At 64.3% G+C, this 18131-nt stretch carries 14 protein-coding genes and 1 CRISPR repeat array; of the genes, 1 reads left to right on the top strand and 13 read right to left on the bottom strand.

Annotated elements, in window-relative coordinates; all coding sequences use genetic code 11:
- Nucleotides 1-32: 32 nt before the first annotated feature.
- The 13 genes from mreB to B8V81_RS02640 all read right to left on the bottom strand — a co-directional run bounded on the left by mreB (nt 33) and on the right by B8V81_RS02640 (nt 17035).
- A complete protein-coding gene (gene mreB / locus B8V81_RS02700) occupies nt 33-1037 on the bottom strand; it encodes a rod shape-determining protein MreB (protein ID WP_028598981.1) in 1005 nt (334 codons plus the stop codon).
- A gap of 91 nt (nt 1038-1128) precedes the next feature.
- A complete protein-coding gene (spoIIID, locus tag B8V81_RS02695; protein WP_021880270.1) occupies nt 1129-1413 on the bottom strand; it encodes a sporulation transcriptional regulator SpoIIID in 285 nt (94 codons plus the stop codon).
- Nucleotides 1414-1628: 215 nt separating this feature from the next.
- Nucleotides 1629-2477 (bottom strand): M23 family metallopeptidase, encoded by an 849-nt coding sequence (locus tag B8V81_RS02690; RefSeq protein ID WP_101807627.1) that lies wholly within the window; start codon nt 2475-2477, stop codon nt 1629-1631.
- Nucleotides 2478-2596: 119 nt separating this feature from the next.
- Nucleotides 2597-3937 (bottom strand): stage II sporulation protein D, encoded by a 1341-nt coding sequence (spoIID, locus tag B8V81_RS25590; protein ID WP_228551730.1) that lies wholly within the window; start codon nt 3935-3937, stop codon nt 2597-2599.
- A gap of 955 nt (nt 3938-4892) precedes the next feature.
- Nucleotides 4893-6253: direct repeats of the CRISPR family, unit length 32 nt; unit sequence GTTTCAATCCACGCTCCCCAGCGGGGAGCGAC.
- Nucleotides 6254-6503: 250 nt separating this feature from the next.
- Nucleotides 6504-8087 carry a sensor histidine kinase gene (locus tag B8V81_RS02680; RefSeq protein ID WP_101807626.1) on the bottom strand — a complete coding sequence of 528 codons (1584 nt, stop codon included), beginning with the start codon at nt 8085-8087 and terminating at the stop codon, nt 6504-6506.
- Nucleotides 8084-8767 carry a response regulator transcription factor gene (locus B8V81_RS02675; RefSeq protein ID WP_028598979.1) on the bottom strand — a complete coding sequence of 228 codons (684 nt, stop codon included), beginning with the start codon at nt 8765-8767 and terminating at the stop codon, nt 8084-8086. Before B8V81_RS02675 ends, B8V81_RS02680 begins: the two co-directional genes overlap by 4 nt.
- Nucleotides 8768-8793: 26 nt before the next feature.
- Nucleotides 8794-9975 carry an ABC transporter permease gene (locus tag B8V81_RS02670; RefSeq protein ID WP_228551732.1) on the bottom strand — a complete coding sequence of 394 codons (1182 nt, stop codon included), beginning with the start codon at nt 9973-9975 and terminating at the stop codon, nt 8794-8796.
- A complete protein-coding gene (locus B8V81_RS02665) occupies nt 9926-10615 on the bottom strand; it encodes an ABC transporter ATP-binding protein (protein WP_219623300.1) in 690 nt (229 codons plus the stop codon). The genes B8V81_RS02670 and B8V81_RS02665 overlap by 50 nt, the downstream gene beginning before the upstream one ends.
- Before the next feature lie 122 nt (nt 10616-10737).
- On the bottom strand, nt 10738-12171 hold the full coding sequence (locus tag B8V81_RS02660; protein WP_146000447.1) for an efflux RND transporter periplasmic adaptor subunit: 1434 nt from the start codon (nt 12169-12171) through the stop codon (nt 10738-10740).
- A 170-nt stretch (nt 12172-12341) separates the two neighbouring features.
- Nucleotides 12342-13763, bottom strand: a complete 1422-nt coding sequence (gene murA, locus B8V81_RS02655; protein ID WP_101807623.1) for a UDP-N-acetylglucosamine 1-carboxyvinyltransferase — start codon at nt 13761-13763, stop codon at nt 12342-12344.
- Between the two features lie 364 nt (nt 13764-14127).
- The gene (locus tag B8V81_RS02650) at nt 14128-14385 is read right to left on the bottom strand and encodes a DUF1146 domain-containing protein (RefSeq protein WP_101807622.1); all 258 of its coding nucleotides are present in this window, start codon (nt 14383-14385) and stop codon (nt 14128-14130) included.
- 206 nt (nt 14386-14591) lie between these two features.
- Complete coding sequence (locus tag B8V81_RS02645) at nt 14592-16334, bottom strand: S8 family peptidase (RefSeq protein ID WP_101807621.1); 1743 nt, start codon at nt 16332-16334, stop codon at nt 14592-14594.
- A gap of 230 nt (nt 16335-16564) precedes the next feature.
- A complete protein-coding gene (locus B8V81_RS02640) occupies nt 16565-17035 on the bottom strand; it encodes a Dps family protein (protein WP_028598974.1) in 471 nt (156 codons plus the stop codon).
- A 221-nt stretch (nt 17036-17256) separates the two neighbouring features.
- On the opposite strand from B8V81_RS02640, the gene B8V81_RS02635 reads away from it, so the two are divergent.
- Nucleotides 17257-18054, top strand: coding sequence for a YheC/YheD family protein (locus B8V81_RS02635; protein ID WP_043111315.1), 798 nt, complete (start codon nt 17257-17259; stop codon nt 18052-18054).
- Nucleotides 18055-18131: the final 77 nt, after the last annotated feature.

Raw genomic sequence — 18131 nt, 5'->3', positions numbered from 1 at the left:
AACCCGCCAAAATCAGGCGGGTTGATAGCGGGCTAGATACGCGCTTTCTTACGCGACATGCGGTCCAGGTGGTCGAGCATGTAGCCCGTCCCTTTGACGACGCAGTGCATCGGATCCTCGGCGACCAGCACCGGCACCTTGAGCTCGTCCGCCATGAGCAGGTCGAGTCCGTCAAGCAGCGCGCCTCCGCCCGTCAGGATGACGCCGCGGTCGATGATGTCCGCCGACAGCTCCGGCGGCGTCTGCTCCAGCACCGTCTTGGCCGCGGCCACGATAGCCGCCACGGAGTCCGACAGCGCCTCGCGCACTTCCTCGGAATGGATGCTGATCGTGCGCGGCAATCCGGTCACCATGTCGCGGCCCCGGATGTCGATCGCGTCGTTGCGCGCGCCGGAATGCACCGAGCCGATGCGAATCTTGATCTCCTCGCTTGTCCGCTCTCCGATCAGAAGCTTGTACTTCGCCTTGATGTAGCGGCTGATGTCCGAATCGAACGTGTCGCCTGCCACCTTGATGGATGCCGACGTGACGATGTCGCCCATCGACAGCACCGCGACGTCCGTCGTGCCGCCTCCGATATCGACGACCATGTTGCCGCTCGGCTGGTAGATGTCCATGCCCGCGCCGATCGCCGCCGCCTTCGGCTCCTCCTCCATATACACCTCGCGCGCGCCGCAGCGCTCGGCCGCCTCGCGGATCGCCTTTTGCTCGACGGAAGTGATATTGGTCGGAGCGCAGATGAGAATACGCGGGCGGCTGTACCAGCTCCGCCCGCCGATGCGGTCGATGAACGCCTTGAGCATCATTTCGGTAATCTCGAAGTCGGCGATGACGCCGTCGCGAAGCGGACGGATCGCCACGATGTTGCCCGGCGTCCGTCCGACCATCCGATAGGCTTCGTCGCCGACCGCCAGCACCCGGCGGGTGTCGGTCTCAACGGCGACGACAGAGGGCTCGTCAAGCACGACGCCCTTCCCTTTTACATGAATGGACACGTTGGCGGTGCCCAGATCGATTCCGATATCCTTGCTCAGCATAACGTCCGAAGTCCCCTAACGAATAGTGTGGAAGCCCATTACCCATTATTCGCTGAAAACCTCGTTTTTCCTCTGATTTTGTTGAAAAAAATTAGCGTTTCCCGGCCGCCAGCACCTCGCGCCGCTTGGTGCTTTTTTTATACTTGATCTTGGTGGCCTCCCCGCCCCGCAAGTGGCGGATGGACTTATGGTACTCGAGGATGTGCTTCACCTGATCGGCCAGGTCCGGGTTGATTTCCGGCAGCCGCTCGGTCAGATCCTTGTGCACCGTGCTCTTGGACACCCCGAACTCTTTGGCGATCGTACGCACCGTATGTTTGGTCTCCACGATGCACCGGCCGATCTTGATGGTCCGCTCTTTGATGTAATCGTGCACGTTCCCGCCTCCTTGACTGTTTGTAAGTTTGGTACATTATATGAGGGGGTCGGGCAGATATTCTTTATGGCCAAGTCCTAAGCCGGAATTCCGTCCCAATTGGCTGAAAATAGGACTCCCGATGCTTCTAGAACCGAAATTGGACCTTGCGCGGACATAAAAAAAACCGGCCCTCCCTAGGGGAAGGCCGGCGTATGGGACCGCCTGCGAAAAGCTTATTCGGCGTCGTCCGGCTGAGCGCCGTCCGCGGCGCCGGCGCTGTCCGCCGCTCCCGCGTCCGTCTGCTCGGCCGCGTCCGGTGCTGCGGAGCTGCCCGCCTCCGGCTGGGCTGCCGCCGTCTGCAGCTGGGGCGCTGCGGCCGGCAGCAGCGAGGACGGATCGACATGCTCGTCGTTTTTCAGCAGCGCGAAGTGCAGATGCACGCCGAGCTCCTTCTGCAGATCGTTGCGGCCCGCTTTGCCGATGACGGTCGCTTGCTTGACCTCGTCGCCCGGCTTGACGGTGACGCCGCTCAGGCTCTGGTAGACGGAGACGAGCCCGTTGCCGTGCGCGATCTCGACGACCGTGCCGTTGGTCGGCTGGTCTTGCACGAGCGTTACCTTGCCGCTCAGGACGGCCTGCACGTCGAACGGCTGGTCGTCGGCCCGGGCCAGGTCGATGCCCGTATTGCCCTTATACGTATTGCCCTGCTCCACGAGGGAGGCTTCCTGCTCGGCCGCGCTGGCATTGCGGTCAAAGTAGCCCCGCTTCACCAGCACGTCCTCGACGCTGGCGACCGGCCACAGCGCCGTCTCGCCCGGAACCGGCTTGACCGTCTCTTGGATCTGCTCCTGTCCGCCTTGCTCCGTCTGCGCGCTCTCGGGAGTCTCGGTAGTCGAAGTCTTCTGCTCGTCTCCTTGATAGAGCCACATGACGGTTACGATGATGGCTGCCGCTGCGACAAAGATGGCCGGAGAGATCCATTTGCGCGACAGGGTCTTCTTGTAGGTTGAAGCGGGCTTTCTTCCTCCCAGTTGATTTTTAGGAGGGTCTTGCTTGGCGTTCTTCTGATCTTGTTCATTCATCTTTCATCACCTCACTAGCCATTGTTGCCGGATTGGATGGCTTTATACGTGAGGCGATAGAGAATTTGCAAGAGCGCCTGAGAGGGACGCCGGGCCTCCCCTTTCGGGCCGTCCGGGGCTCAGGCGGGATTGCGGGGCAGCGAAGCCGTCCGCACGACCTCCGTGCCGGTGTAATAATGAGAGAGGATCTGGTAGGCCGAGCGGCCTGCCTTGGCCATGCCGTCCGCGCCCCACTGGCTCATGCCGACGCCGTGGCCGTAGCCGTACGTCGTGATCTCGATGTCGCCGCCCTCTACTTTCCAGGTGAACTGGGTGGAGGGCAGCCCGAGCTTTTCCCGGACCTCCCGTCCCGTAAGCACCTGCCCGCCTGCCGCCAGCTTCCGGATGCGGCGGCCGTCGGTCGTATCGAGCACGCGCAGGCTGCGGGCGCCTGCCTTCGAGCTGACGCCGAGCTTGCGCCAGAACGCCGCCAGGCTCATCGTCGTCGTCTCCTTGTATTCCGGGCTGATCGTCTTGTCCCACGGGCTGGCCACGCTCCGCAGATAAGGCAGGCTGGCGTCCCAGTAATCCTCCGAGTTCTCCGTGTAGCCGTTGCTCGTGCTGAAAAAGAGCGCTTCGATCGGCTTGCCTTCATAAGTCACGATCTGCCCTCTCGTCTGCTGCACCGCCGCGTTCAGCTTGGCGAGGTTGCGCTCGCGCTCCTCGCCGCTCCAGCGCTTCTGCAGCTCGGCGAGCGGCACGTACACCTGATGCGCCGTCGTATCCGTCACGTCGGCGGCTCCGCCCGGCACGCCGGAGCGGTCCTTCGCGGCAAGCCGCTTCACGATGTAGGTGCGCGCGGCGATCGCCTGCGCCTTGAGCGCCTCCGGCTCGAAGCCGATCGGCATCTCCCCGGCGAGCACGCCGCGGACGTACAGCTCCATCGGCACCTTCTCCACCCGCTTTTCTTCCGTCAAATAAACCCGTACGAGCATCCGGTCGAGCTCGCCGAGCGGCGGGAGCTCGGCGGGCGCTGCGTTCGCCGAGGCGGAGGAAGGAGAGGAGGGCTCCGCTTCCGGCTCGACATGGCCGGCTTCGGCCGGCTTTTGTTCGCGCCCGGACGGCGGGGAGCCGTCCGCGTCCGATGCCCCGGGGGCAGAGGCGGAGGCGGCTTGTCCGCCTGCGGCGGAGCTCGTCCCGCCGTCGCCTGGGGCCGGGACGTCCGGGGCGCCGCCCAGCAGCGGCACGACTTTGCCCGCGGAAGTCGTGAACGTCGGCTGGCGCTCCGTGAAGACAGCCGATGCCCCATAGCCGCCGGGCCCGTCCACGGCCGCCCGCTCCGGCTCGGCCTGCCGGTGCGCGATCAGGCCCGGCAGCAGGATCGCCGCCGCTGTCAGCGCGCCGAGCGCCGCCAGCGTCCATGGCGATGGCGTCGGCGGCGTTCGGCGGACAGCCGCATCGGGGGAGCCTTTGACGGGCACTCTTCCCCGCCGGCTTTCCTCTGCGCCGTTTCCGCTCCCGCCTCTTCCTTTCAGCGCTCCGGCAGAAGGGCCTTCTCGTCGCATCGCTTGCCTTTGCGGCGCGTGTTGCTGCTGCTTCACCTCCCGCGGAGCTTCTGGCTGAACCGTCCGTTCATTAAACCGTTTCTCTTGAAGCTTCTTCTCTGGCGGCTCGTCCCGGTGCGGCGATTGATGTAGCGATGTGTTTTCATGCGATGTGTTTTTTTGCGTGGTGTTCTCTTGCGACGTGCTGTCTTGCTGCGCATCTCGCTGCAACGTTCGTTGTTGCTTCGTTTCTTCAGCCAACGTTGCTTCTCGCGGCGAATCTCTCGTCTGCCGGACTTCCTCGCTCCTGCTTTCGCCGGCCGGCAAAGACCGATCTCTCGCCGTAATCATCGGGTCCGATTCCGGCTCGGTCCCCTCTGTCCTTCGGACAGCTTCGTCCCAAGTCCAGCGCGCCCGCTCCCTTTCCTGCCGCATCTCCACATGTCCCCTTTCCCGCCGTAGACGGAGTCTTCTTCTACTTCCATCTCATCGTTATAGAGTATGAGAGGGGAATTATAGAATAGAACAGGAAGGGTCAGGCGAAACGAGTCTGGAAAGAGGCTTGAAATGCCTCCCAGGGCGAAGGCGGGGGAACACTGCCTGTGAAAAAGCACAAAACCAACCGCCTCGCGCAGAGGGGGTTGGTTTTGTGCTTTTATCAGCTGTTTTTTATGATCTCTCGTGAGGAGAAGCGCTCGCCTAGTTTTTCAAGCTCCCAATAGGGAAAGATTCCCTCGCCTTTCCAAAGGCTACGGAAATAGGCTTCCAATTACGCTCCATGCCGGGGAGGGACACGGCGGAGCAGATGGCAGAGACGCGCGAATCGCGTTTCAATTCATGCTCCCAGCGGGGAGTGACCCAACACCGTCCTGACGCGATTGCTCACGCACCCGTTTCAATCCACGCTCCCCAGCGGGGAGCGACGCGCAAGCAGTTCGAGGCGACGAAAAACACTATGGTTTCAATCCACGCTCCCCAGCGGGGAGCGACCGGGGCAACTGTATGCGGCTTCCCCACTTATCGGTTTCAATCCACGCTCCCCAGCGGGGAGCGACGGGCATCGGGGCGATCATGGGCGGCATCAGCGGGGCGTTTCAATCCACGCTCCCCAGCGGGGAGCGACGCGGCTCCCGGCAGCCGGCCGGCCTACCAACCGCCGTTTCAATCCACGCTCCCCAGCGGGGAGCGACGTCAAGCAATGCGTCTGCTATTCGCTCATGTACGGTTTCAATCCACGCTCCCCAGCGGGGAGCGACAATCGAACACCTCGTCGAGAGGCTATATCGTGTGGTTTCAATCCACGCTCCCCAGCGGGGAGCGACCGTACGCCCCGACCACTACAAGCGCGGCGGCCTGGTTTCAATCCACGCTCCCCAGCGGGGAGCGACAGGACCTCGTCAACGACCTGGACGATCAGATCCGTTTCAATCCACGCTCCCCAGCGGGGAGCGACGTTATAACGCGGTACTTACGGTTGGGCGCTACGAGTTTCAATCCACGCTCCCCAGCGGGGAGCGACTAATCAAAATGGCGACGTCCGACCGGCTCCGCTTGTTTCAATCCACGTTCCCCAGCGGGGAGCGACTTTTTCACGACTCGAAGATATGAAATCGGAGTGGTTTCAATCCACGTTCCCCAGCGGGGAGCGACGCGGTACAATCACCAAAAGGTTGATTGAGCTAGGCGAGTTTCAATCCACGTTCCCCAGCGGGGAGCGACAGATCAAAAGGTAAAGAAATTCACAGAACCTTACAGTTTCAATCCACGTTCCCCAGCGGGGAGCGACCTCACCTGAACAACATCGCGAAGGAGCGCCAAACGGTTTCAATCCACGCTCCCCAGCGGGGAGCGACGAACGAAGAAGACGACGAAGCCGAGCGAGTTGGTGTTTCAATCCACGCTCCCCAGCGGGGAGCGACTTTGATTGCAGTCATCTGCTCTCACCTCCTCTCATGTTTCAATCCACGCTCCCCAGCGGGGAGCGACCGCGCTCCGCCGTAGCCGCTGAACCCCTGATACGAGTTTCAATCCACGCTCCCCAGCGGGGAGCGACCCACGCTGGTCGCCTCCGGGATCTCCTTCATCGAGTTTCAATCCACGCTCCCCAGCGGGGAGCGACTCATCGTGCCGCGGGCTCACCTCTCCTATCTGCGAGTTTCAATCCACGCTCCCCAGCGGGGAGCGACAAGCATCCCTCATGCCGAGCGCCCCGAGGATGATGGTTTCAATCCACGCTCCCCAGCGGGGAGCGACAGCGAATAACAGCGCTTCCAGCCTTGAAAGGGGGTGCCAGCTTCTACTGTTGCTCTGAATTTAGCATAAGTTTTGACTTGACAAAAATCAAGATAACATTTTTTCGATGGGATTCGACAACTTTCGAGGTGCGAATCTCCCGGAGATTTTATGGGAGCTTGGCATTCGCACTGCACCTGCTGCACCTGCCGCCTGGCTGGCTGCTGCCAGCCCGCGGCCGCCAACAATGCAAAAAAGCCGCGAGTCATCCCTATTTCTCGGATGACTCGCGGTATTGCTCGTCGGAACCGGCCAAGCCCGCCCGCACGAGGCAGAAGCGGAACTCGCTGCCCTGGCCGGGCTCGCTCCGCACCTCGATGCGCGAGCCGTGCGCGTCGAGGATATGCTTGACGATCGACAGCCCGATGCCGGTGCCGCCGCGGCCGCCGCGGGCTTCGTCGCTCTTGTAGAAGCGTTCCCAGATGCGGCGCGCCTGCTCCTCGCTCATGCCGATGCCTTCGTCCCGCACGGAGACGCAGGCGCGGTCCGGCCCGCATTCCAGCGTGACATGAACCGTCGAGCCATGCGGAGAGAACGCCATCGCATTTTGCAGCAGATTGACCATTACCTGCTCCAGCCGGTGCGGGTCGCCGACGACGAGCACCTCGCCCGGCTCCGCGGCTCGCGGCGCGCCAGCGGTCCCGGCCTTGCCCGCTTCGGCCCCTTCCGGCTCCGCCCGCTCGCGCCGCTCTCCTCCTGGCAGCCCGGCAATCTCGTACCGTACGCTGTGATGGCTGAACGTAGACTCCATGCGCGAGAGCAGCAGCCGGATCATATCCGCGAGATCGAATTCGGCCGGCACGACGTCGAACTGGCCGGCCTCGATCTTGGACATGTCGAGCAGGTCGCTGACGAGCTTCATGAGGCGCGCCGTCTGGTCCTGCGTGATGCGCAGATAGCGGTCCGCCTTGTCGCGCGGAACGGTGCCGTCGAGGATCGCCTCGAGATAGCCGTGGATCGACGTGAGCGGCGAGCGCAGGTCATGGGACACGTTGGCCAGGAAGTCCCGCCGCATCTGCTCCAGCGCGCCGAGATCGCCCGCCATCCGGTTGAGCGAGCCGGCCAGCTGTCCGAGCTCGTCGGTGGAGCGGTCGGCGATCTTCGTCTCGAAGCGGCCCTTGGCGAACTGCTCGGCGCCCAGGCTCATCCGCCGGATGCGGCGCGTCATGTACCGCGAGAACGCCCACGAGACGAGCACCGACACGGCGATCGCGATGCCGATGGCGAGCGCGTTCAGGTTCTGCACCCGCCGGAATTCCCGCTGGAAGCCCGTCGACAGCGAGACGACGTAGCGATCGAGCGACGGCACGTACTGGGAGCTGACGATGTACTTGCCCGAGTCGTTCTTGACCATCTCGGTGCGGGCCTCCGGACTCCGGCCGATGCCGGCCGAGGCGATCAGCTCGCGGATGTCGGACTCGGGCAGCGGCACCTGGCCGATCTGCATGTAGCGTCCGCCGCGGTCGATGATGAGGATGCTCTTCATCTGCGGCGGCACGACGAGCTGCAGCGCGGTCCGGATCGAGTCGTCGCTCCAGCCGTCCCGGGCCGCCGTCTCGAGCAGCGTGATCGTGCGCCGCAGCTCGGCTCCTTCGACCCCCTGCCTGCGGTCGAGCATGTCCCGGCCGACGAGCTGCGAGGAGAGCAGGTTGTAGACGAGGAACGTGACCGCCAGCGTCGAGAGCGAGATGAGCAGCAGCTTGGCGAAAATGCCGCCGACGCCGAGCCGCCTCGCGACAGCGGCGGCCCTTTCGCCCAGCCGCCGGGCAGCGTCCTTGAGGCCGCCGGCGCTCATGACGCCCCGGCCTCGAAGCGGTAGCCGACGCCGCGCACCGTGCCGATCCGCCAGGCGGGATGCTCGCCGATCCGGTCGCGGATCCGCTTGATATGCACGTCGACCGTATTGGAGTCGCCGAAATAGTCCATCCCCCACACCGCCTGCAGCAGCTCCTCGCGCGAGAACACCTTGCCCGGCCGGGAGGCGAGGCAGTACAGCAGCTCGACCTCCTTCGGCGCGCAGCCGGCGTCCTTGCCGCGGACGAGCACCCGGTATTCGGTCGCGTCGACGACCAGATCCGGGAACTCCGCGCTGTCCTTGTACAGCGTCGGATGCGTCCGCTTCAGCACCGCGCGGATGCGCGCGATCAGCTCCTTCGGATCGAACGGCTTGACGAGGTAGTCGTCGGCGCCGAGGGAGAAGCCCTTCAGCTTGTCGTAGCCTTCTCCTTTGCCGGTGAGAAAGATGATCGGGACCTTGCTGGCGCTCCGGATCTCCTCGCAGACGCTCCAGCCGTCCCGGCCCGGCATCATGACGTCGAGCACGACCAGATCGGGGATCTGGTCGTAGAACCGGGCGAGGCCCGCCGCGCCGTCATGCGCGACCGAGAAGCGGAAGCCATAGCGCTCGAGATAAAGCTCGAGCAGGTCGGTGATGAGCGGATCGTCCTCGATGAGCAGGATCGACGGGGATTTCATGCGGCATACCTCCAGATTAGAAGCGGTCAGTCATGGCGCAGCGCGTCGACCGGCTTGAGGGAAGCCGCCTTGTTGGCGGGGAACAAGCCGAACACGATGCCGACGAGCGCGGAAAAGACGAACGAATAAAGCACGATGTCGGACTCGATCTGCGTGGCGGTGCCGGTCCGCTCCATGATGGCGGCCGCGCCGAACGCCGCCGCGATGCCGAGCGCGCCGCCGAGGCTGCTGATCGAGGCCGCCTCGACGAGAAACTGGAGCAGCACGTCCCGCTTGCGCGCGCCGAGCGCTTTGCGGATGCCGATCTCGCGCGTGCGCTCGGTCACCGACACGAGCATGATGTTCATGATGCCGATGCCGCCGACGAGCAGCGAGATGGCGGCTACGCCGGCCATCATCGTGGACATCGTTTTCGACACGGACGTGGCGGTCTCCTTCAGCTCCTCCGAGTTGGTGATGCGGTAGCTGTTCGTATTGCCCCGGAAAATAGCCGACAGCTTCGCCTCCAGCGCTGCCGTCACCGCGTCCATCGTCTCCTCCGAGGCCGCCTTGACCGCGACGGTCCGCACGCCCTCCGACTGGAACAGCCGCTGCGCCGTCGTGATCGGCACGAGGATCTTCTCGTCGTTCGAAGCGCCGAGCGACGTGCCCTTCGGCTCCAGCAGGCCGACGACCTTGTACTTCACGCCGCTGAGCAGGATCGTCTCGCCGACCGGGCTGACGCCGGGGCCGAACAGCTCCTCCGACGTGTCGATGCCGAGCAGCGCCACCTTGCTGTAGGCTTCCAGATCGAGCGGCGCAATGAATCGTCCCTCCTGCGGGTGGAAATCCTGCACGTCCTCGTAATCGGGCGTCACGCCTTCGACGGTGACGGAAGACTCTGTCTGCACGCTGCCGTAGCGCGCGGCCGCGCTCCCGCTGACCGTCGGCGACAGGCCGTCGATGCCGTCGATCCCGTCGCCGAGCGTCTCCGCCTGCGGAAGAGTCAGCGTCGTGCTGCTGCCGCGGCCGGTGACGTTCACCGACAGCATGTTCGTGCCGAGGCCCTGCAGCTGCGCGCTCACCTCGTTGGCGGAGCCTTGGCCCATCGCCACGAGCGAGATGACGGTCGCGACGCCGATCAGGATGCCGAGCATCGACAGCGCCGTGCGAAGCTTGTTAGCGAGAATGCTGCTCCAGGCCATGCGGATGCCTTGCGAAAGCTTCACGCGCGTCCCCTCCTTCCTCCGTCAGCAGACCGTCCTTCATGAACGCGATGCGTCCGGCCTTAGCCGCGACGTCCAGATCATGCGTGATGAGCACGATCGTATGGCCCTGCCGGTTCAGCTCCTGCACGAGCCCGAGCACCTCCGCGCCGGTCTTCGTGTCGAGCGCGCCTGTCGGCTCGTCGGCGAGCAGGATCGGCGGATGCCCGGCCAGCGCCCGCGCGATCGCCACCCGCTGCATCTGGCCGCCGGACAGCTGGTTCGGCCGATGGTCCATCCGGTCGGCGAGGCCGACCTTGGCCAGCGCCGCTTCGGCCGCTTCCCGCCTCTCCTTGCCGGACAAGCCCCGGTAGATGAGCGGCAGCTCCACGTTTTCGCGGGCCGTCATCCGGGGGAGCAGGTGGAAGCTCTGAAAAATAAAGCCGATGCCCCGGTTGCGCACCTCCGCCAGCCGGTTCTCGCTCAGCCCGCCGACCTCCTGGCCGTCCAGCTTATAGCTGCCGGAGGTCGGCGTATCGAGGCAGCCGATGACGTTCATCAGCGTCGACTTGCCGGAGCCGGACGGGCCGATGATCGCGAGGAAATCGCCCGCCGTCACCTCCAGGTCGACTCCCTTCAAAATCGGCACCTCCTCGCCGGCCATCCGGTAGCTTTTGCGCACGTCGCGGATGGAGATGAGCGAAGCCCTCTCCGAGCTTGGCGGCAGCGTCGCCGTCTGCGATCCGTCGTCGCCATGCGCAGCGGCTGTTCTTGGCCCGCGCCCCATCAATTGCGGCCTCCGCCCATGCCGCCGCCCATGCCGCCCGGCATGCCGCCGCCGAAGCCGGCCGCTCCGCCGCCAAAGCCGCCTCCTGCGCCGAAGCCGCCCTGCTGCGTGGATTGCCCGGTCGAGCCGCCGACCGTGCCGGTCGGCAGCGGCACGAGCACCGAGTCGCCCGCGGACAGGCCGGAGACGATCTGCGCATAGTCCTCGCTGATGAGGCCGACCTCGACCTCCTGCAGCTGGCCGCCGAGCGCCATTCGATTGGCGCGATTGCTGCCGGACTGGCCGGCCGCCGCTCCAACCTCGCCTGCGGCTCCAGCTTGCCCTGCGGCTCCAGGCTGGCCTGCCGCCGCAGGCTGGCCTGCCGCTCCGGCTTGCCCTGCCGCTCCGGTCCCCGGCTGTCCTTGGCCGCTTCCGGCCGGACGCTCGCCGCGCTGCCCCTGCCACTGGCCTTGGCCTTGGCCTTGGCCGGAAGCGCCGTCGGCTGCAGCAGCTCCGGCGCCGCCCGCAGCCGCATCCGTTCCGCTTGCCGGCACGCGCACATACGATTTGCCGGCCATCGTCACGACGGCGTCCACCGGGACGAGCACGGCATTGTCCGCCGATTCCGTCACGATCTTGACCGAGCCGGACATGCCGGCCAGCACGCCGGCCAGACGGGTCATGCGGATCGTGACCGGGTAAGAGGCGACGCCGTTGCTGGACGTCCCTGCGCGGGCGATGTCCGTAATCTCGCCCTCGAACGTCTCGTCCGGCAGCGCGTTCAGCACGATTTCCGCCTGCTGGCCGGCCTTCAGCTTCGGCACGTCCAGCTCATCCGCGCTCATCGTGAACGTCAGCTCGCTGTAGTCGGTCAGCGTCACCGCCTCGACGCTGCCGTTCACCTCCTGGCCGGCTTCGACTGCGACCGCCGTCACCGTGCCAGCCGCAGGAGCGACGACCTTGCCGTCGGCATTTTGCTCTGCCTGCAAATCGGCGATGTCCGCTGCGAGCTGCTCGAGCGACAGCTTGGCGCTGTCGATCTGCAGCATCAGCTCGTCCTGCTTGTCCTCGTCGCCCTCCTGCCAATACTGGACTTTCAGCTGCTGCAGCGACAGCTCCTGCTTGGACTGCTCCAGCTGCTTCTGTCGAATGCCGAGCGCATTGTCCTTCTTTTCAAAGGTCAGCAGCGTCTGGCCGGCCTTCACCTCGTCGCCTTCCTGGACGAGTACCTTCTCGACGGTGCCTTGGCGGCCCGTGCGCACGACGGTCGGATCGGCTGCCGCCACCGTGCCGCTGCCCGATACGCTCGTCTCGATGCTGCCCTGCGTCGCCTGCACGGTGCGGGCTGTCGCCGCTGCCGCGGCGGGTGCCTGATCCTGAGAGCGATAGGCATAATAGGCGCAGCCTCCGCCCGCCAGAATGAGCACTCCAAGCACAACCATCCATTTTCTCACTTCGCCACTCCTCCCCTTCCTCACACGGGAAAGCGTAGCATAGGCAAATGAACCGAAAATGAACGTAAAAAAAGAGCCCCGGCAACCGGCGCTCCACTCCCTTTATCTCTGTCGGCCTTCACGCGCCGCGCCTGCGAGAGGCGCTGCCCGGCAGCCGCAAAACGAAACGATCAAGCCAGCGTCGCTTCGACGTCCTCGATCGCCACTTCCTGCTCGGCCTTGTAGCTGTCTTCCTCCGATGCGGCCGCCGCGGCGACCTGAACTTCTTCGGTCTCGGCCGGCTCGCGCAGCGACGGAAGAACGATCGGCTCGAGCAGCTCCTGAGCAGGCTCCATCGGCTCCGTGCGGCGGATGTCCGCGCCGAGCGCGGCCAGCTTGCCGGCGATGTCGACGTAGCCGCGGTCCACGTGATGCAAGCCGCCGACCTCCGTCTCGCCGTCGGCGACGAGTCCGGCGCAGATGAGCGCCGCTCCGGCGCGCAAGTCGGTCGCCGTCACCTTGGCGCCGTACAGCGGCACGCCGCCGGTGATGATGGCCGAGCGGCCTTCCACCTTGATGTTGGCGTTCATTTTGCGGAATTCGTCCACATGCATGAAGCGGTTCTCGAACACCGTCTCCGTGACGACCGACGTGCCCTCGGATACGAGCAGCAGCGCCATCATCTGCGACTGCATGTCGGTAGGGAAGCCCGGATGCGGGAGCGTCTTGACGTCGACGCCGCGCAGCGGCCGGCCGGCGGTGACGCGGATGCCCGTATCTTCTTCGGTCAGCTGGACGCCCATCTCCTGCAGCTTGGCGATGACCGGGCCCAGGTGGTCGCTGATCGCGCCTTCGACAAAGACGTCGCCGCCGGTGATCGCCGCGGCGATCAGGAACGTGCCGGCCTCCACGCGGTCCGGAATGACGTGATGGCGAGCGCCGACGAGCTTCTCGACGCCTTCGATGCGGATCATGCCTGTGCCGGCGCCGCGCACGCGCGCGCCCATCGCATTGAGGTAGTTCGCGAGATCGACGATCTCAGGTTCCTTGGCAGCATTTTCCAGCGTTGTCGTGCCCTCGGCGAGAGCCGCCGCCATCATGATGTTTTCCGTCGCGCCTACGCTGGCGACGTCCAGGTAGATCTTGGCGCCTTTCAGGCGGTCCGGCGCGGATGCTTCGACAAAGCCCTGACCGATCGTGATTTCCGCACCCATCGCTTCAAAACCCTTGAGATGCTGGTCGATCGGACGCGTGCCGATGGCGCAGCCGCCGGGCATCGAGATGCGGACCTTGCCGAGCCGGGCAAGCAGCGGACCCATGACGAGGAACGAAGCCCTCATCTTGCTGACCCATTCGTACGGAGCTTCGCAGGAGGTCAGCCGTTCGGCCGAGATCGTCATGCAGTCTTCTCCGATGACCGCTGTTGCGCCGAGCGTCTCCAGCACCTGGCGGATCGTCAGGACATCATCGAGGAGGGGAACGTCGCAAATGACGCTTTCTCCTTCCGTGGCGAGTAGGGAGGCGGCCAGAATCGGCAGCACCGCATTTTTAGCTCCGTGGACGCGCACCGTTCCTTCCAGCCTGCGGCCTCCTCTAACGACAATTTTGCTCATATACCGTTCCCTCCGGACGCTGCATTTTCTTCATGCGTTTCTTTCTTCTATTTGAATCAGGATTGAAGTTCGATTCGAGTGACGGGCGTTGCTGATTCCTCATTGGGATTCAGAGGGAATTCCGGTTAAAAGGACGAGTATAACCCAGAATACCACAGACCATATTAACACTCGTCTACAGAAATCGACAAGGTTTAATTTGCAGCGGGCCGTTCTTGGCTCCTTCCGGAGAAGAAGATCGAAATTTGTCTGCTGCAGCTTATAGCATTCGGGAGCCGCTTTTCTTTTCGGACCGTGTTTTGAGCTTAGTGTCTGCAATCGCTCCCCGGCTTATGCGAAGAGCGGAGCTGGCAAGCGCTCCGGCCTAGATCAGCTTGAGCATGTTCGTCCAGGACCAGTAATCGAGGATGAAGCGCGCGAACTGATGGCCGAGGATGACGGCGAGCACCGCGATCAGCACGCGCGCCCTTGGACCGCGCGGATGCTTGAACCAAGTGTCGAGCTTCAGCTCCTGCAGCAGATACCAGGCCAGCAGGATGCTGAGGATCGTGACGAGGATGGAGAACAGGCCGACGAGCCCGAGCGAGGTGAACGCCTCTCCGATTCCCTGATTGCTGTTCATTTAATAACCCCGATTCCATACCGATAAACGGTAAAATATGCATCTTGACAAATCGATCGACATTGCAATAACCCCTGCTGCCCTTCGCAGCAGGAATCTGTCGTTCCGCCAGGCGCTCCATCGGATCGGCTCCCTATAGTCATCGGCAGCAGGGCAGCCTTCCTGAAGCGCTTGGCCGGCTCCCCGCGCCTCCGCGCCCGGCGGGCTCAGCTCCGCTCGATCGACAGCGTGTAATAGCCTTCGGGCGGCGCATAGGGAAGCTCCGCGGCATCCCAGACGCGCACATAATAAGTGCCTGGAGAGACGCGGATCGAAGCGGAGGCCTCCGCGGCACCTTCCCCTGCCTCGTCGACCGCCGTCTCCGGCGATCCGGCGCGGCGGTAGGCGAAGGCCGGGTCCATCCGCATCGTGCCGGGCTCGAGCTGAAGGCGGAGCCTGCCCTCCTTTTGAACCTGGATCTTGTACCAGTCGGAGTCGCCCGTTTCGTGGAAGGTCGCCTTCACCGTCTGGCTGCGGTCCGGAAGCGCGGTCGCCTCCTCGGCGCTGCCGTTCGGCTCCCCGTCGTCCGGACGCATGGAAAATACGCTGCTCAGCAAATAAGGAGCCGCTTTTTCCATGCCGGCGCCTTGCAGCTGGATGCGCAGCCGGTTCGCTCCTTTCTTGACGCGCCAGACGAGCACGTTGTTGCTGGCGGCAAGTTTTTTTTCAACCGTGCCCCCGTCCTGCTCCAGCAGAACGTCGAGCGGCGCCGGAGCGGCGTCCGGAGAGAGAAGCTGCTGCAGCCGCAGCTTGACGCTGCCGTCATGCGGACAGTCGAGGACGTACCAGTCGCGATCCCCGCCCCCCGCCAGCTCCGCGGACAGCTGCTTGCCGAGCGGCAGCGCCGCCGCCAGCGCGCGGGTATCGTTCGGCTCATGCGGATCGGCCTTGTACTTGCCGCCAAGCGACTGGTCCATCCGCAGCAGTCCGTAGCCGGTCGCACGATCGAAGCCGGCCGGCAGCGTATCCTTCGTCGTCTGGCGCAGGAACGAGCGGATCTCGTAAGGCTTGAGCGCCGGGTATTTGCTCCACAGCAGGGCGGCCGCCGCGGCCGCCTGCGGAGCGGCCATGGACGTGCCTTCCTCGTAGCGGTACCCGCCGCCCAGCTGCGCCGTAAAGACGCGCCACGCCCCGGCGACGTCGATCTCGCTGCCGCGGCTCGAGCGCCTTTCCGGAGCTCCGTCCGCAGCGACGCCTCCGACAGCGAGCACGGTCGGGTAGGCGGCCGGATATTTGACCGTCGTCTTGCCGCCGAACCGCTGCATGTCGTTGCCGGCCGCCGCGACGAGCAGCACGCCCGTCCGCTCCGCGCGATTGACGATATCGGCCATATAGGGCGAAGAATGATACAGCCCGACGGACAGCACGACGATGCGAGCTCCTTTGTCCAGCGCCTTGCGGATGCCCTCGCCGAGCCCGCGCTCCTCCGCGTAGCCGTTCTCGTCGAGCGCCTTCACCGGCAGCAGCTTCGCTTGCGGCAGCAGCGCCGCTACGACGCCAGCCACGCTCGTGCCGTGGCCGTTGTCGTCTTGCGGCGGCTTGCCCGGCTGCAGCAGGTTGACGCCCGGCAGCAGGCGCCCTTTCAAGGCCGGATGCTGCAGATCGACGCCCGTATCGACGATCGCGACCGTCAGACCGCTCGACTGCTTCCTGGCGGACTGGACCTCAAGCGCTCCGATCTGACGAAGATAGGCCTGCTGCTTCTTTTGCGCGGCCGCTGCCGGACTTGCTCCCGCCGCTCCCGTCGCCGCCGCTTCCGCCGGGGATGCGCTCCGCGCGCTTAGCACCCGAACCGGTTCGTTCGGGTGCGCGGGCCCCGCGCCGAGCACGGACGTCAGGAAGACGGCGGACGCCACGGCGGCCAGCCGCTTGCGGCGAAGCCTCGCCGCGAGGATATGCCATCTATTCATGAGCCTCAAATCCTTTGCTCTGTATCTATCCTATGACGAAGCCGCGCTTCTATCCCTTCCGCCGGAAACCGGGAATTCCACTCTCTACTCATTCGCTTTCGCACAGCCGATTTCCTCTTCTCCGTTCGCTTTCCGTTCGCCCGCAGACAGCGGCAAGGCCCGGACGAAACGAAACAAGCCCCTGCGCGCGGGGGCGCAGGGGCTTCATCGTTCGGCTGCCGGGAAACGGATCAGCCGAGGAATTTCTCCAGCATCCAGCGATGCTTGTCGAGCTGCTCGACCATGCCCGTCAGAATGTCGGCCGTCGCGGCATCATCTTCTTTTTCCGCCGCTTCCGCCGCCTCCTTCATCTCCGAGGCGATCGTCGCGAAGTCGTCGATGACGGCGCGCACCATCGCGTCCGCATCTTCTTTTTCCGTCGCTTCCTTGATCGCGGACTGCGACAGCATGCCCTTCATCGTCGAGACCGGCTTGCCGCCGATCGCGATCAGGCGCTCCGCCGCTTCGTCGAACATGAGCGTCACGGCGTTGTACAGCTCCTCGAATTTGACATGCAGCGTATAGAAGTTCGGTCCGGTCACGTTCCAGTGGAACGAGTGAAGCTTCATATAAAGGACGCCGAGCGTGGCGACTTGCTTGTTCAGCGCCTCCTGCGTCTTGACGTTTGCTTTTGCGGCGCGGCTTGCGGATGAAGTAGCCATTGTCGTTTTCCCCTTTCTCGCTTTGGCAATCAGGCTTGCTTGCGGAGAAGCATCTACGGTTTCTTTACCCTTGTCCGCGAACAAACAAACAGCGCGGCCCATCTCTTTCAGGTTGCGCTTGCGCGCGCTCCCTTATGCGGCCCGAGCCCTTTTTCTGTCATCGCGCCATTCGCACAATTCTCCCCCGCCCGCCCTTCATAAGGTAAGGGGAGGTGACCCGCATGCCATCCGTCAAGAAGTATGTCAAACGATATAAATCCCGCGCTCTCTGGGGCAAGCTGCGGGTCAGCCGCATGCTGAAAAAGGATCCGGCGACGGCTGGACTTGTTCCGGCCGCGAAGCCTTTCTCGCTCGAGCGGCTGACTCAAATGGCCTCCCGCTACGAAATGCTCTATATCAAGCCGAATATCGGCTCGCTCGGCATGGGCGTCCATCGCCTGCGCCGCACCGCGTCCGGAGACTACGAGCTCGCCTCCGTCCTGTCGCGCAAGCAGACCACGCGCAGCTTTCGCACGATCGACGCCGTCTATCGTCATCTGAAGCGGCGGAAGTCGGGCAAGAAGCTGCTCATCCAGCGCGGCATACCGCTCGATCAAGTCGAAGGCAGGCCCTATGATCTGCGCGCGATGGTGCAGCGACGGCCGAAAGGCCCCTGGACCTGCACCGCCTTCACGGCCAAGATCGCCTCTCCTTCGAAGATCGTGACGAATGTCCATCAAGGCGCGAAGCTCGTCATGCTGTCCAGCCTGTGGGAGATGCAAGGACTGCCTGCCTCCGCCGCCAGGGCCAACACCGACCTGATCGAGCGCAAGGCGCTCGCGGTCAGCCGCTCGCTGTCTCGCCGCTACAAGGGCATGCATGAAATGGGCATCGACTTCGCCATCGACCGCAGCAAGAAGCTGTGGGTGCTCGAGGTCAATACGAACCATCCCCAGTTCAGACCGGTGAAAAAGCTCGACCGGGCCGCCTACAATCGAATGGCGAGCTTCGCCCGCAGCTATGGCCGCTACGACGACTAGCCGTTTCGGCTGCGACCGGCGGCATTCTTGACCGTGCTTGCTCGCGGCCGGCCCCGTTTTCCTGCCTCCTCTTCTAT

It is taken from the genome of Paenibacillus pasadenensis (assembly GCF_002864175.1).
Lineage (GTDB): Bacteria > Bacillota > Bacilli > Paenibacillales > Paenibacillaceae > Paenibacillus_O > Paenibacillus_O pasadenensis.
The sequence above is the reverse complement of the archived record's forward strand: the minus strand, read 5'-3'. Positions and strand labels throughout refer to the sequence as shown.